This is a genomic window from Winogradskyella thalassocola, from assembly GCF_900099995.1.
GTDB classification, from domain to species: Bacteria; Bacteroidota; Bacteroidia; order Flavobacteriales; family Flavobacteriaceae; genus Winogradskyella; species Winogradskyella thalassocola.
In genome coordinates, this window is the sequence record NZ_FNCZ01000001.1 from 122,235 (window position 1) to 137,741 (window position 15,507).

A 15,507-nucleotide genomic window follows, 5' to 3' on the forward strand; every position below is an offset into this window, starting at 1 on the left:
ATTAAATAACCAACAGCACGTTAACCTTGAAAAACAACACATATAAACACATGAAACCTACACTCTTATTTTATATAGCTGTTAGCTTTTCCGTTTTTAGTTTTGCACAGCAAGATATTGCAATAGACACGACACGTAGAACAGCAAGTATTGAACAGAAAACTCTAGGCAACCAAATTGAATTTAAGGCAAACGCACCAGAACTCAATCAAATTGCGGGTGCACCAAAAGCCTTTTACACCAATTTTTGGGAGTTTGGAGATGGTACGTTTAGTAAAGAACTAGAACCCAAAAAAACCTATAAGAAAAATGGCGACTACACCGTTCGGTTATGGGCCACCAATAATTACGATACCGGAAAACCACCAGTAACACGTCCTAAAAAAATAACCGTTGACAATGTATCTGACGATTTTAAAGATGAATCATCAATGGATAATGCTCTAAACCTTCAGCGGAATAGAGAGCCCATGCCAGATGAGGATATCGTCATCGTTTTAAGTTATAAAAACACCAAATCGTATACAATAAATGGAAAGTTCTTTTTGTTTTACAACGAAGCGAAATACAAAGCAGACAACTTCGACCTTATTGAAACTAGAGCGTATCATAATGAAAAAGAAATAGAAGACGCTATTGTGTATACCTCAAAATTTGATTCTTATGTGTATTATGCCTCAGCTGACGATAATTTGCTATCTCTAAAAGCAAAACCTCAAGATACAACGGTACGAAAAAATCTACCTCAAACTTTAGACGATGCTAAATTCGCGTATAGAAACTCAAGTCAACTTCGTTTTGACAATATGGAACCAAATGAAGAACGCCATGTCTTTTACAGCTTAAAGACCACCAAAGAAATGCTAAAGGATACGTCTGCTATTATTTCTGTTAGAGGAGTCTATGTGCCAGATAATAGTTACGATAATCACCATGTAAAAGATATGGAAATGGAAATTGTAACATCTCACGACCCTAATAAAATGTCCTCTAATGCCTCATTTCTAAATTATAGGTTAGTACGTTTTAAAAAGCCTAAATTTAAAATTAGATTTCAGAATAATGGTGAAGGTCCGGCTACAACGATTCGTTTAGAAACTGATATTCCAGATATGTTTGATAAATCGAGTATTGAAGTTTTAGACATGTATCCCAAAGTAAAAATATGTCCAAAATATGATGTTGCCTATAGTTGCCTCGACACTACTTATACGGCAAAGCAAGCGATTTTCACATTCAAAAACATCTATCTTCCTGGAAGCGAGCAGAAAAATGTAAAAGCATACGATTCAACAAAAGGATTTGTAAAATACAGATTAAAGTTCTCTGATGATTTTCATAAAAAGAAAACGAAATCACGAACAGCCATAATCTTTGACAAAAACGAACCAATAATAACCAACTATTCTACAACACGATTTTTACCAGGTATTTCTATTGGTGTAAAAGCGGGTTACAATTCATTTGCAGATTTAAAAAATTCAGAAAGTTACTTTTTAGGAGCTACTATTTCACCTTATAAATCTTATCGTTGGTATTGGCAGGTTGAATTATTAAACAGCATTCATAAATACGACAGTAATACAGACGTTGTGGAAGAAGTAATAGATGACGGAGCCATTGGTTTTCCATTTACCCAACGCACTACAACAAGCAGAAACTACAGCAATATAGATTGGGAAATCCCAGTATTAGCTAGGTATAATGTAAATAATTATATCGGTTTAGGAGCCGGAATTATCGGTACCGTTTCGGTAAACGAAAAACAAAAGCAATCCATTTTAATTGAACAATTTGAAGGGCAAGGTGCCGATTTATTTCTTTTTGATAGTCGCACCACTAATGAAGAAGTTACAGAATCCTTCACTAATTTCAGAAAAGGGTTCTTAGTGGAAGCTACAGCTGGCTTTGCTCGTATTGGCCCGAGTCTTGGAGCACGTTATGTGTTTAATTTAGAAGACGATTATAATTATTTACAACTTTATGCGATTTGGAAATTCTAGTTTAAAAACGGTTCCATAATAAATGAAAAAAGGACTCATTTTAATTTTTATGCTGGTCTTCGGAACTTGTTTTGCTCAAGATTTAGAAGAGGCTATTTACGTGGCTACTGAAACGTTTAGTCAAAATCAAACAGATGAAGGTTTAGAGGCATTGAATAAAAGTAGTCTTCAATTTGAAACACAACTTAATACAAAGGATGAGTACTATGCTTTTATAAATCTATTAGTTAATAAAGCGTACTATCTCGATAAAACAAATAGAAAAAAGGAAGCGATTAGAAGCTACGAAAAAGCACATCAGCTTTATAACGACCACAATATTTCATCTTATGATATTGTAGAGTATTGTTTGATTCCTTTAGGTATTCTCTATCATAAAACGAATGCCTATATAAAAGCAGAACAAATTACCACCTATTATCTTCAACTTGCCGAAAAACAACATAACAAACAACAACAAATTTCTGGTTACATTAATTTGGCAAAGCTCTATCAATCGTTACATAAACATCAGCAAGTCATTGACATTTCGAATAAAGGGCTTAAAGTTGAAGGCATAATAAAACATCAAAAACAAAACCTCAACTATATAAAAAGAAAAAGTAATCTACTTATAAAAAGCAACCAAAAGCGATTGTTTCTGGAAAATGATGTCATTGTTCCAAGACGTGATCTTGGCACTATTGAAGCCCTTCAACTCCACTACGAATCGGCTATAAACAATAAAGATTATGAGAAAGCTTATTCGTATTTAAATCGTTTAAGACCTCTAACAATTAATAACCTTTCCACAGCACGAAGTAGAGCGCAATTTAGTTTTCAGGAAGCACAATTAAATTTTAAACGCAACGAAAATGACAAAGCTATTGCTAAATTAAAAAATTGCTTAGCCATTTTATTACCCAATTTTGACGGCACTCAATTACCAAAAACAACCGATTTATATCCCGAAAACACCTTTATAGATATTTTCGATTTATGGGCAGAGTTAGAAACTAAACCTGAAACCATATTGCATTATTATGATTTAAGTTTTTTCGTTTCAGACTTACTCGCACAAGAAAATACCAGCCAAGAAAGCTATATAATTAATGCAAGCATCAACAAGAACCGCAGTGAAAAATGTATAGCCATACTATACAATATGTTTCAGCTAAAAGGAGAAAGCCACTATGCCGAACGTGCTTTTAACTACGCAGAATACACTAAAGCTTCAGCCCTAAAATGGTATACTAACAAAACGACACTTTTAGAAAAACACCCAACTGATAGCCTTCTTTTAAAAGAACATTATTTATTAAAACAGCAACAACAATTATCTAACAGATTACTTAATAGACCTATAAATAGAGCGCAATTGCAATTATTAGATCGCGATAGTTTACAATTAAAACTCATAACTACAAGCACTAAATTAAAGCAATTACAAGATTCTATTAATAAAAGATATCCTTCAAATTATTCGAAGAGTATAAATATAGCCAACCTAAAATCGAAATTAAACATAGACAACGCCTGTTTAATAGAATACTTTTATGGGAAAAATAACTTGTATCAATTTGTATTTACACCAAATCATATTGATTTTCAACACATAGAATTATCAGAATCCAACAAACTTAAAATTGCAACATTTATAGATTATTTTGATAATGCTTCCGTTATCAACAATAATATCTCTCAGTTTACTGATGATGCATTTGAACTCTATGAATTTTTAAAATTGAATGAAATTAGCACTTATGAAAATGTAGTGATGATTGCAGATGGTTTTTTAAATTTTATTCCATTTGAAAGTTTGCTAACAGAACAAACAGCAAATTCTAATTATTCAAAAATGCCATTTTTAGTTAAGAAACACCGCTTAGCTTATCATACAAGTGCTTTATTTTATACGGATACAAAACCTTATCAGTTCAAGAATTCTGCTTTGGGTGTGTTTCCTGTTTTTGGTAATAGTAATTTAAAACTCACCTATTCTTTAGATGAAGCAGAACGTATAGACGATGAAATTAAAACTGAGTTTTTAATGTATAATGCGGCCACCAAAAAAGATGTGTTAGACCAAATAAACCAATACAGTATTCTGCACCTTTCTACGCATGCTCATAGTGGTGATTTTACAACTCCGGCCAATATCGATTTTATAGATTCAAAATTGTATTTACAAGAGTTGTACAATCTCGATCTAACAAATGACTTAGTTGTTTTAAGTGCCTGTGAAACAGGAGTTGGAATGCTTCATAAAGGAGAAGGTAGCATGAGTTTGACTCGTGGCTTTACATATGCCGGTATTTCTAACTTAGTAGTTTCACTTTGGAAAATTAATGACTTATCGACCTCGAAACTGATGTCTAGTTTTTACAGCGATCTCAGAAAAACAGAGTCTGCTTTTTCTGCCAATCAAAACTCCAAATTAGCGTATTTAAATAATCCTGACATTTCCAATATTAAAAAGTCCCCCTATTATTGGAGTGCTTTTGTCTATTTTGGTGACTTAACGGTATCAAAACCTTCTAGCAACTACAATTTGTATGTCTATTTCATCTTAGGCTTGATAGTTGCATTCTTAAGTTGGTTACTAATTTTTAAACAAAAATCATGGAAACGTTAAAAGACTTCCTCTTAAATAAAGGCTATTCTAAAGTAAAATTAAAACTGACTAAAACCAATCATTTTGAAATAAAAGCCTCTATTAACGGCGTAAAAGGACGCTTTATATTAGACACAGGAGCATCAAGCAGTTGTGTTGGTTTTGAAGCTATTGAACGTTTTAACCTTAAAGTAAAAGATTCTGAAATTAAAGCCGTTGGTGCCGGAGCTTCTGACATGTTGACGCAAATCTCTACATCTAATGCAGTAAAGTTAGGAAAATGGAAGAAAAACCGTGTGGCGCTGATTCTTTTTAATTTATCTCATGTTAATAATGGTTTAATAAATCATAACGCAGATCCTGTGGATGGTATTATTGGTGCAGACATCTTAAAAAAAGGCAAAGGCATTATAGACTACAATAAGAAATACTTGTATTTAAAACTGTAATCCTATTTTAACTATAAATAGTGATAAGAAATTTTATATGCTGAAGATTCTTCTTACCTTTAAAATAATTAATAGCAAAAAATGAATCCTACAATCATTATTGCAGATGACCATCCCTTGGTACTAAAAGGTCTGCATGATTTTCTAATAGAAAAAAAGTATAACGTACTTGCAAGTGCAAAAAACGGAAAAGAAGCCTTAACGTTAATAAAGGCACATACACCAGACATTGCCATTTTAGATATAAAAATGCCTTTTCTAACGGGCTTACAGATTGCTGAAAAATGCAAAAAGGATAAGATAGCGACTAAAATAATTCTTATTACTTTCGAAAAAGATGAAAAAACATATTATGATGCCAAAGCATTAGGTATCTATGGTTATGTTTTAAAAGAATTTGCACTTGTAGAAATTGAAAATTGCATCTCCTCTGTAAGAAAGGACAACTCTTATTTTAGTCCTGAATTATTAGAATTTTTAGAATTAAATGAGCTTCCAGAAAATTTTGATTTATTAACCAATCACGAAAAAGGAATTGTTAAATTAATTTCTCAAAACAAAACCGGAGTAGAAATAGCAGAATTGCTTTTAATTTCACCTAGAACTGTGGAAAAACACAAAAGCAATATCATAAAAAAACTAAAATTAGAGAGTAAACAAAACAGTTTACTCATTTGGGCTAAGGAAAATTCTGAATTTTTTGATACTTAATTCTAAAAAAAACACAAACTACGTAAAGTTACGTATAGTATGGTATTCTTTTTTTTATGACCTTTACTGCATGTTACAAATGTAGGGGTTGTAACATACGATTTGCTATTAGTTAATTCTAAAAAATATAGGATTGATTAATTCTTAGGGATTACTTTGGCCTTGAACTTTTGTTCAAGGCCTTTTTTTTATTTAAAAAAAATTAAAAAATACGTAAAGTCACGTATAGTATTGTATCATAATTAGTTGCAATTTTACATCAGCTATTAATTCATACCTGAAATAAAAACCATATAAGCTCTGAATTAACTTATAAGTCAGAGTTTATAAAAACACAACAAGTCTATGGAAGCAATGAAAAATGAGTCTACAACAAAAAGTGACAAAGTATTTATTATTTTATTAATTGTTAGTTCAATAATTGTTATATCAGCAAATATTGCTGTTAATTTCTTTAATTAACTTTAACTAGTTAATCACTCTGTTGTTAGTTCGGAGTAAAAAAAAGCGCAATTCAAATAGAATTGCGCTTTTTTAATTTTATACTTTATATGAGATTTACATCTCCAAAGCTTTCTTTATATTATTATCCATTAATAACTCTTCAGGGTTTTCTAAGGCTTCTTTTATAGCAACTAAGAACCCTACGGATTCCTTACCGTCAATAATTCTATGGTCGTAAGATAAAGCAACATACATCATCGGGTGTATCTCAACATTACCATTTACGGCTATTGGTCGCTCAATAATATTATGCATTCCTAAAATTCCACTTTGAGGTGGATTGATAATTGGTGTAGATAGCATACTACCAAAAACTCCACCATTAGTAATAGTAAAAGTACCACCTGTCATTTCATCAACAGTGATTTGACCATCTCTGGCTCTCAACGCTAATCGCTTAACTTCAGATTCTATACCTCTAAATGATAGATTCTCCGCATTTCTAATTACTGGTACCATTAATCCTTTTGGTCCTGAAACCGCAATACTAATATCGACAAAATCATAAGTCAACATTTCCTTACCATCTATCATAGAATTAACAGCAGGATACATTTTTAATGCTCTTACTACTGCTAAAGAAAAGAAACTCATAAACCCAAGGCTTACTCCGTGCTTCGCTTTAAAGTCTTCTTTGTATTGCCTGCGTAATTCAAAGATTGGTGTCATATTAACCTCATTAAATGTGGTTAACATGGCAGTCGTGTTTTTTGCTTCAACTAAACGTTCAGCTACTTTACGACGCAACATTGACATTTTACTGTGTGTTGTCCCTCTATTTCCTCCTGTAGGAGTTCCCATAGATGGAACTGCTTTTACAGCATCATCTTGAGTGATTCTTCCGTCTTTTCCTGTTCCAGAAACGGTACTTGCATCAATTCCTTTTTCCGCTAATACTTTCTTAGCAGCAGGACTTGCAGTGCCTGTTGCATACGTTTTAGACGCTTCAGCAACTGGTTTAGATACTTCTTTTACAGGTGATTCTTCTTTCTTTTCTTCTTTTACCGGCGCTTCTCCTCCTTCTGGTTTTGCTGCGCTAGTATCGATTAAACAAACAACAGCACCAACGGCAACAGCATCACCTTCCTCGGCTTTTAGTGTAATTGTTCCACTAGCTTCTGCTGGCAACTCTAAAGTTGCTTTGTCGCTATCTACTTCAGCTATTGCTTGGTCTTTTTCTACATAGTCACCATCTTGCACTAACCATTCTGCAATTTCTACCTCAGTAATTGATTCGCCTGGTGAAGGCACTTTCATTTCTAAAATCATGCTTTATTGTTTTATTTAAGCTCTAATTTGCGTTGTGTTAATTCTCGTTTATCTCTGGTTGTTTTTGGTTTTATCAAAAACGTAATCTATAACTTGTTTATGTCTTTTTTTAGATCGCACAGAGCTTCCTGCTGCTGGCGCTCCATAAGGCCTTCTACTTGCTACTCTAAATTGTTTAGTCTCATCAAAATTCATTAACATATGACCGTAAGCTCCCATATTTCTAGGTTCTTCTTGCGCCCAAACAATGTCTTCTGCATTTTTATATTTCTCAAGTATTTCTCTCATAGCTTGAGCAGGCAAAGGAAATAATTGTTCTATTCTAACTAAAGCTATATCTTCTCTTCCTAGATTTTCTTGTTCCTCTAATAAATCATAATAAAATTTACCAGTCACAAAAACCAAGGTTTTAACCTTTTCTACTTTTGCATTAGCATCATCAATTAACATTTGGAAACTTCCATTTACAAATTCATCTACACTAGAAACCACTTTTGGATGACGCAGTAAACTTTTAGGTGTAAAAACAATTAATGGTTTTCTGTAATCCGCTTTCACTTGTCTACGCAGTAAATGAAACATATTAGCAGGTGTTGTACAATCTGCTACAAACATATTATCCTTAGCACATAACTGTAAATAACGCTCCATACGTGCTGATGAATGTTCAGCTCCTTGACCCTCGTAACCATGAGGTAATAGCATTACTAAACCGTTCTGTAATTTCCATTTGTCTTCTGCAGCAGAAATATATTGGTCTAACATTATTTGTGCTCCATTACTGAAATCACCAAATTGCGCTTCCCAAATCGTTAATGTCTCTGGACTTGCCATAGCATAACCATAATCAAAACCAACTACTCCATACTCAGATAATAGAGAATTATAGATATAAAACTTTCCTTGTTGGTCGCTTAATTTATTATGCAGTATAATTTCTTCTTCACTATCCTCAACTTTTACAACAGCATGACGATGCGAAAATGTACCACGTTCCACATCTTGTCCAGACATTCGGACGTCATTACCATCTAACAAAATAGACCCATAAGCCAAATGCTCTGCCATAGCCCAATCTAAACGATCTTCATCAAACATGGTTTGCCTCGACTCTATTAAGCGTTGAATTTTTCTTATGAATTTCTTTTCCTTTGGTAAATTAGATATGGTTTCAGTAATTTTCTTAAGTCCTTCTCTAGAGTATGATGTATCCACTGGCTGCATCATTTTATCCTCTTGTGCTGACGTAAAATTAATCCACTCGTTTTGCATGAATGGTGTAATCTCAGTTTTCTTTACTTTACGAGAATCCTCAAGTTTTTCCTCAAGCTTATCTTTATATTCTTTTTCAATTTTAGCAACAAAGTCATTATTAATAACTCCTTCGCCCAATAAGCGTTCTGCATAGATATCTCTTGGATTTTTATGCTTTGCAATCGCTTTATATAATAATGGCTGTGTAAACTTAGGTTCATCACCTTCGTTATGTCCATATTTTCTATAGCCCAACATATCAATAAATACATCGCGCTTAAATTTCATTCTAAAATGTAACGCAAATAATGTCGCGTGTACTACTGCTTCAACATCATCTGCATTAACGTGCAGAACAGGAGAAAGTGTTACTTTACCAACATCTGTACAATACGTACTAGAACGTGCATCTAAATAATTAGTGGTAAACCCAATTTGGTTATTAACTACAATATGTATGGTTCCATTAGTTTTATAGCCGTCTAACTGCGCCATCTGTACCAACTCATAAACCAAACCTTGACCTGCAATTGCAGCATCTCCATGAACAATAATTGGTAGTACTTGTGACGGATTATCTGGATATTTATCGTCTTGCTTTGCTCTAACTATTCCTTCCACAACAGCTCCAACCGTTTCTAAATGCGAAGGGTTTGGTGCTATATTTAGATTAATTTTTTTACCTGCATCACTAACACGATCGCTAGTCCAACCTAAATGGTACTTTACATCACCATCAAATACTTCTTGCTCGTAATCTTTACCATCAAATTCGCTAAAAATATCTTTTGCAGATTTACCGAAGATATTTGTTAATGTACTTAAACGTCCACGATGTGCCATTCCCATTACAAATTCTTTCACATCATAACCAGAAGCATGCTCAATTAAAGCATCTAAAGCTGGAATTAATGCTTCTCCTCCTTCTAAAGAAAAACGTTTTTGACCTACATATTTAGTATGCAAAAAGTTTTCGAACGAAACGGCTTCATTCAACTTTCTTAAAATTGTTTTCTTTTGATCTGGTGAGAACTGTGGATGATTGTCATTGACATTTAGCTTCTGCTGAATCCACTGAATTTCTTCAGGTTTTCTGATGTACATATACTCTACACCAATAGATTCGCAATACACTTTTTCTAAATGATCAATAATAATTTGCAACGTTGTAGATCCTAAACCTAATACTTCTCCTGCTGAGAAAGTGGTTTGCAAATCGCTTTTTGACAATCCGAAGTTTTCAATTTCGAGGGTTGGAGCATATTTACGTCTTGCTCGTACAGGATTTGTTTTAGTAAACAAATGACCTCTACTTCTATAACCATCAATAAGTTTTAAAACTTGAAATTCTTTTTGAACCTGTTCTGGTATTTGCGTAGAAACACCTTCTACAATTTCACCATCTAATCCGTAATTTTCGGATCCAAAGTCGTAACCTTGAAAAAAGGCACGCCAACTTGGTTCTACAGAGTCTGGGTTTTTTAGGTATTGGTCGTATAAATCAGCAAAATATGCTGTATGTGCCGCGTTGAGAAAGGAATATTTATCCATTTTACTTTTTGAGACGTTGTCGTTTCAACATAATTTAGTCAAAAATACAACTTTTGACAAATATAGATAAGGATTTATTATATTTATAACATATTGAATAGAACTAATAAAGCTATGATAAATTTGAAGCATTTTAACACCTACAAAATAATACTATTCACACTTTTAATGTGTTTTTTTACATTATTTTCATTCGCGCAAGAGCCTACTGCAAATAAGGAAAACTTTTGGAGTTCTGTAGAATATGGAGGAGGCATTGGCTTAAACTTTGGAGATGGCTTTTTTAGCGGGTCTTTGTCACCAAATGCGCTTTATAGATTTAATCCTTATGTAGCCACAGGTATTGGCCTTAACTTCTCTTATAGCAGTCAAAAAGATGTATTTAAATCTACTGTTTTAGGAGGAAGTGTTATAGGATTATTCAATCCCTACAGAGAAGTTCAAATCTCTACAGAATTTGAACAGTTGCACGTAAGCAGAAAATTTGACGACAGATTTGTTACTAATCTTAAGGAAGATTACTGGTATCCAGCTCTATTCTTAGGCGCAGGTTATACCAATAGCAATGTAACCATTGGTATTAGATATGACGTATTATACGATAAAGATAAAAGTATCTATTCTGAAGCTTGGATGCCATTTGTACGTTTCAGGTTCTAATCAAATACATCTGCTAAAAAAAACATCTCGACTTAAATTTAACTAACCCACAGTTCATCTGTGGGTTTTTGATTTTCTAACCTCACTAGATTTAAGTTACTTATATTCTAATAATCAGTATCTCAACAATAAAAATTCAGCACCATATTAAATAGGACTAAATTATCCTAATCATGATAAAAGTCATATAATTTCTGATACATCCTATTTAAATTTGACAAAAATAAAATGTAAACCAATGAAAAAATCTCTAAAATTATTATCAATCATAGCTATAGCAACTGTAATTAGTTGTGGAGGAAATGATAAAAAAAAGGAAGAATCGAGTTACGGTAAAAAAGCACCTGTAAAAACTGAAAAGAAAGTAGCTGCTTCTCAACGTATAGAACTATCTAACAAAGGAGTAGGACCAATTACATCAGTAACCTTAGCTGCAGAAATTGACCAAGATATGGCAAATCATGGTATGGAAGTTTACAACAAAATGTGTACTGCGTGTCATAAAGCAGATAAGAAATTTATTGGACCAGCACCAAAAGGCATCTTAGAAAGAAGAGCACCAGAATGGGTAATGAATATGATTTTAAACCCAGAAGGAATGGTAAAAGAAGATCCTTTAGCTAAAGATTTATTGATGGAATTCAATGGAGCACCTATGGCAAACCAAGGTCTTACAGAAGAAGATGCAAGAGCGGTTTTAGAATATTTTAGAACGTTAAAATAACAACCAATGAGAACAATAAAACATTTAGTTCTCATCTTTTCATTAGCAGTTTTTGTCTGCTCTTGTAAAGATGAAAACAAAGACACAAGCACCGCTACGTCTAACTCAGATTCGCAAGTGGAATCTACAGAACGAACAGGGCAAGCCTTTATTGAAGACGACGAAAGCACAACCGTTTTAAGTATCGCTATGGGCTCTAAAGACCATACTACGTTAGTAGCAGCAGTACAAGCAGCCCAATTAGAAAATGCTTTGGTAAACGCAGGTCCTTTAATGGTTTTTGCACCAACAAACGAAGCCTTTGCAGCTTTACCAGAAGGTACTGTTGAAAATTTATTGAAACCAGAAAACAAAGATGCTTTGGCTAATATTTTAAAGTATCATGTAACTCCAGGAAATTATTCTAAAGACTTTTTAAAGAAATTTAAAAAACTAGGTCAGGCTAATAATGACTATGTAAAAGTAGAAGTCGTAGACGGAGAACCTATGATTGGAGGAGCAAACATATTGGCAAGTATTAAAGCTGGTAACGGAATTGTCCACGTTATAGACAAAGTATTATTACCTCCAACCGAATAATTCTAACGCTAATTAAAACTATAAACAATGAAAAAAATACTAAAATCAACACTTGCAATTGTAGCGGTTTTTGCCGCATTTACAAGTTGTAATAATTCTGGTAAGTCTAGTAATTCTGGAGCCTTATCTAGCAACAATGCAGAAAAAGTTTATGTAGCTCCAGGAGAACACGATTCCCATTACGCATTCATCTCTGGTGGTTATAGTGGTAACCTTACTGTTTACGGTTTACCGTCTGGAAGAATGTTTAAAGAAATCCCTGTATTCTCTCAGTTTCCAACAAATGGTTATGGGTATTCTGAAGAAACCAAACCCATGTTAGAAACCTCTTACGGTTTTGTACCTTGGGACGATTCGCATCACCCAGATATTTCTCAAACTAAAGGAAAATTAGATGGTCGTTGGATTTTTATTAACGGTAACAACACACCTCGTATTGCCAGAATTAGTTTAACCACTTTTGAAACTGAAGAAATTATTGAAGTTCCAAATAGTGCTGGTAACCACAGTTCTTCTTTTATAACAGAAAATACTGAGTATGTGGTTGCAGGAACGCGTTTTTCTGTACCAATTCCTCAAAAAGATATCGCAATAAAAGACTACAAAGGCAACTTTAAAGGTGCTTTATCTTTTATTTCTGTAGATCCAGAACATGGGCATATGGATATTAAATTCCAGGTATTGATGCCAGGTTTTAATTACGATTTATCGCATCCTGGACGTGGAAAATCTCATGGTTGGTTCTTCTTCACCACATACAATACAGAAGAAGCAAACTCACTATTAGAGGTGAATGCGTCTCAAAATGATAAAGATTTTATTGCAGCCATCAACTGGAAAAAAATTGAAGAGTATGTAAATAATGGTGGTGGTACAATGATGCCTGCTAATTATGCACATAACGTTTATGATGATAACACTCATACAGCGACTTCTACTATGAAAAAAGAAGTACGCGTTGTAAATCCTTCAGAGGTTCCTGGCGCTGTATATTTAATACCAACACCAAAATCACCTCACGGTTGTGATGTAGATCCTTCTGGGGAATACATTGTTGGTAATGGAAAACTTTCAGCGAACTTAACAGTACATTCATTTACAAAAATGTTAGATGCAATTAAGAATGAAAAATTTGCTGGAGACGCTTATGGAATTCCAATATTAAATTTCGAAGATGTTTTAGCGGGTTCAGTTGAACAACCTGGATTAGGACCTTTACATACAGAATTTGATGGAAAAGGAAATGCGTACACCACCTTCTTTATTTCTTCTGAAGTTGTAAAATGGAAACTAGGAACTTGGGAAGTTATTGACAGAAAACCAACGTATTACTCTGTAGGTCACTTAACCATACCTGGCGGAAACTCAGCAGAACCTTTTGGTAAATATATGTTTGCAATGAACAAAATAACAAAAGATAGATACTTGCCAACTGGGCCAGAAATGGAACACTCTGCACAATTATATGATATTTCTGGTGACAAAATGGAACTGCTTTTAGATTTCCCAACACATGGTGAACCACATTATGCAGCAGCTATTCCAGCAGAAATCATTAAAAACAACTCTCGAAAAATCTTTAAGTTAACTGAAAACGAGCATCCTAAAAAAGCATTAAGTGATGCTGATACTAAAGTCGTTAGAGATGGTAAAAACGTTCATATATATATGACTATGATACGTAGTCACTTCTCACCAGATAATATTGAAGGTGTAAAAGTTGGAGACAAGGTATTCTTTCATATTACTAACCTAGAACAAGATTTTGATGTACCGCATGGTTTTGCTATGATTGGAGCTAGAAATGCTGAATTGCTAATCGCACCAGGACAAACAAGAACCTTAACTTGGGAACCTGAAAAAGTAGGTGTTTGGCCATTCTATTGCACCGATTTCTGTTCTGCATTACACCAAGAAATGCAAGGTTATGTACGTGTGTCTCCGGCTAGTTCTGACATTGAATTGTCATGGTCTTTAGGAGAATAGTTTACTACTTATAAAAATTTAGGGAAATTTTGTTTTAGTGTTTATTTTCCTAATATAAGGCGAGGGTTGACATGTCGCTCTCGCCTTTCTTTTTAAATCACTATGAACTGAATGGTTAAATTAGATAATACTGAATATTATGAAAAAGGCTGGAATTATAATGATTATAGGTTCATTACTCTTATTAGGGCTTTTTAAATTTCCTCTATGGAACATTATGCTAGGTGCACCTCAATATCCTGATCCATTAGGAATGAATATCTATATTCAAGGTATTAAAGGTGTTCAAGAATTTGATCTACAAAATATTGATGGTTTAAACCACTATATTGGTATGAAAACAATCCCAAAAGCAGAAGACATGTGGGAGTTTTCAGTTTTCCCTAAAGTAATTTTAGGTATGGCCACTCTAGGGGTTGTTATTGGCTTGTTAGGCTATTTTGAAAAACTAAGTTATAAATACTTCTTAGGATGGTTTCTATTAATGTCTGTATTAGGTATTTTAGGTATGTATGATTTTAATAATTGGCTCATAGACTACGGTAGTAATTTAGATCCGCATGCTATTATCAAAGTAACCAATCCAGATGGTACACCTATGTCTTATAAACCACCATTATTAGGGTTTCAAAAATTATTAAATTTTGATGTTACGTCATTGCCACATATAGGAGGTTACCTTATGTTTATTGGTATGGCACTAACGCTGATCGCTTTTTGGATAGGCAGAAAAGCAAGTTTACAAAAAACATAACAGTCGCCCTCTTAAAAAACACTACACTCATGCAAACACTAAAACACTATTCAAGCCTTGTACTACTACTTCTATTTTTAAGTTGCAATGTCAGTCCGGAACCGATAAATTATGGAAGCGACAGTTGTCAATTTTGCACCATGACTATTGTAGATAAAGTTCATGCCGCAGAAATTGTAACTCAAAAAGGTAAAGTCTATAAATTTGATGCCACAGAATGTATGATTAATTTCATGAATGATTTTGAGGCTTCTGAAATTCAATTGTACTTGTCTAATAACTACACAGAACCCGAAGTTCTAATTGATGCTACAAAAGCCACATTTTTAATTAGTGATCAGATCCCTAGTCCAATGGGAGCTTTTCTTTCCGCCTTTAAAAACAAGGCAGATGCTGAAAAAGCTCAAGCAGATAAGGGAGGTCAATTATACACTTGGGAAACCTTACTAGCAAAATTTAAAGCCTAGTAA

General features: G+C 33.6%; 12 protein-coding genes. 10 read left to right on the top strand and 2 right to left on the bottom strand.

Features of this window, described 5'->3' with window-relative positions:
* Window positions 1-50 precede the first annotated feature (50 nt).
* The 4 genes from BLT80_RS00495 (at window position 51) to BLT80_RS00510 (ending at window position 5,756) form a co-directional block, all read left to right on the top strand.
* On the top strand, window positions 51-2,003 hold the full coding sequence (locus tag BLT80_RS00495) for a PKD domain-containing protein (protein WP_092465638.1): 1,953 nt from the start codon (window positions 51-53) through the stop codon (window positions 2,001-2,003).
* A gap of 22 nt (window positions 2,004-2,025) precedes the next feature.
* On the top strand, window positions 2,026-4,617 hold the full coding sequence (locus tag BLT80_RS00500) for a CHAT domain-containing protein (RefSeq protein WP_092465639.1): 2,592 nt from the start codon (window positions 2,026-2,028) through the stop codon (window positions 4,615-4,617).
* On the top strand, window positions 4,605-5,045 hold the full coding sequence (locus tag BLT80_RS00505) for a retropepsin-like aspartic protease (protein WP_092465640.1): 441 nt from the start codon (window positions 4,605-4,607) through the stop codon (window positions 5,043-5,045). The genes BLT80_RS00500 and BLT80_RS00505 overlap by 13 nt, the downstream gene beginning before the upstream one ends.
* A gap of 81 nt (window positions 5,046-5,126) precedes the next feature.
* Window positions 5,127-5,756 (top strand): response regulator, encoded by a 630-nt coding sequence (locus BLT80_RS00510; RefSeq protein ID WP_092465641.1) that lies wholly within the window; start codon window positions 5,127-5,129, stop codon window positions 5,754-5,756.
* Window positions 5,757-6,314: 558 nt separating this feature from the next.
* Here the strand turns inward: BLT80_RS00510 and odhB are convergent.
* Together odhB and BLT80_RS00520 are read right to left on the bottom strand one after the other, a co-directional pair.
* Window positions 6,315-7,529 carry a 2-oxoglutarate dehydrogenase complex dihydrolipoyllysine-residue succinyltransferase gene (odhB, locus tag BLT80_RS00515; RefSeq protein WP_092465642.1) on the bottom strand — a complete coding sequence of 405 codons (1,215 nt, stop codon included), beginning with the start codon at window positions 7,527-7,529 and terminating at the stop codon, window positions 6,315-6,317.
* Window positions 7,530-7,577: 48 nt separating this feature from the next.
* A complete protein-coding gene (locus BLT80_RS00520; protein ID WP_092465643.1) occupies window positions 7,578-10,334 on the bottom strand; it encodes a 2-oxoglutarate dehydrogenase E1 component in 2,757 nt (918 codons plus the stop codon).
* A gap of 168 nt (window positions 10,335-10,502) precedes the next feature.
* Between BLT80_RS00520 and BLT80_RS00525 the strand changes: the two genes are divergently transcribed.
* The 6 genes from BLT80_RS00525 to BLT80_RS00550 all read left to right on the top strand — a co-directional run bounded on the left by BLT80_RS00525 (window position 10,503) and on the right by BLT80_RS00550 (window position 15,504).
* Window positions 10,503-10,994 (top strand): alpha-ketoglutarate decarboxylase, encoded by a 492-nt coding sequence (locus BLT80_RS00525; protein WP_092465644.1) that lies wholly within the window; start codon window positions 10,503-10,505, stop codon window positions 10,992-10,994.
* A gap of 238 nt (window positions 10,995-11,232) precedes the next feature.
* Entirely contained in the window at window positions 11,233-11,718 is a 486-nt protein-coding gene (locus BLT80_RS00530) for a c-type cytochrome (protein WP_092465645.1), read from the top strand.
* Between the two features lie 6 nt (window positions 11,719-11,724).
* On the top strand, window positions 11,725-12,297 hold the full coding sequence (locus BLT80_RS00535) for a fasciclin domain-containing protein (protein WP_092465646.1): 573 nt from the start codon (window positions 11,725-11,727) through the stop codon (window positions 12,295-12,297).
* A gap of 27 nt (window positions 12,298-12,324) precedes the next feature.
* Entirely contained in the window at window positions 12,325-14,283 is a 1,959-nt protein-coding gene (gene nosZ, locus BLT80_RS00540; RefSeq protein ID WP_092465647.1) for a Sec-dependent nitrous-oxide reductase, read from the top strand.
* A gap of 139 nt (window positions 14,284-14,422) precedes the next feature.
* Window positions 14,423-15,037, top strand: coding sequence for a hypothetical protein (locus BLT80_RS00545; protein ID WP_092465648.1), 615 nt, complete (start codon window positions 14,423-14,425; stop codon window positions 15,035-15,037).
* 29 nt (window positions 15,038-15,066) lie between these two features.
* Complete coding sequence (locus BLT80_RS00550; RefSeq protein WP_092466836.1) at window positions 15,067-15,504, top strand: nitrous oxide reductase accessory protein NosL; 438 nt, start codon at window positions 15,067-15,069, stop codon at window positions 15,502-15,504.
* Window positions 15,505-15,507 lie beyond the last annotated feature (3 nt).

Coding starts and splice junctions, on each gene's coding strand:
- BLT80_RS00545 (WP_092465648.1), top strand. CDS start 14,423: ATGAAAAAGGCTGGAATTATAATGATTATAGGTTCATTACTCTTATTA.
- BLT80_RS00520 (WP_092465643.1), bottom strand. CDS start 10,334: ATGGATAAATATTCCTTTCTCAACGCGGCACATACAGCATATTTTGCT.
- BLT80_RS00550 (WP_092466836.1), top strand. CDS start 15,067: ATGCAAACACTAAAACACTATTCAAGCCTTGTACTACTACTTCTATTT.
- BLT80_RS00530 (WP_092465645.1), top strand. CDS start 11,233: ATGAAAAAATCTCTAAAATTATTATCAATCATAGCTATAGCAACTGTA.
- odhB (WP_092465642.1), bottom strand. CDS start 7,529: ATGATTTTAGAAATGAAAGTGCCTTCACCAGGCGAATCAATTACTGAG.
- BLT80_RS00500 (WP_092465639.1), top strand. CDS start 2,026: ATGAAAAAAGGACTCATTTTAATTTTTATGCTGGTCTTCGGAACTTGT.
- nosZ (WP_092465647.1), top strand. CDS start 12,325: ATGAAAAAAATACTAAAATCAACACTTGCAATTGTAGCGGTTTTTGCC.
- BLT80_RS00510 (WP_092465641.1), top strand. CDS start 5,127: ATGAATCCTACAATCATTATTGCAGATGACCATCCCTTGGTACTAAAA.
- BLT80_RS00505 (WP_092465640.1), top strand. CDS start 4,605: ATGGAAACGTTAAAAGACTTCCTCTTAAATAAAGGCTATTCTAAAGTA.
- BLT80_RS00525 (WP_092465644.1), top strand. CDS start 10,503: ATGTGTTTTTTTACATTATTTTCATTCGCGCAAGAGCCTACTGCAAAT.
- BLT80_RS00495 (WP_092465638.1), top strand. CDS start 51: ATGAAACCTACACTCTTATTTTATATAGCTGTTAGCTTTTCCGTTTTT.
- BLT80_RS00535 (WP_092465646.1), top strand. CDS start 11,725: ATGAGAACAATAAAACATTTAGTTCTCATCTTTTCATTAGCAGTTTTT.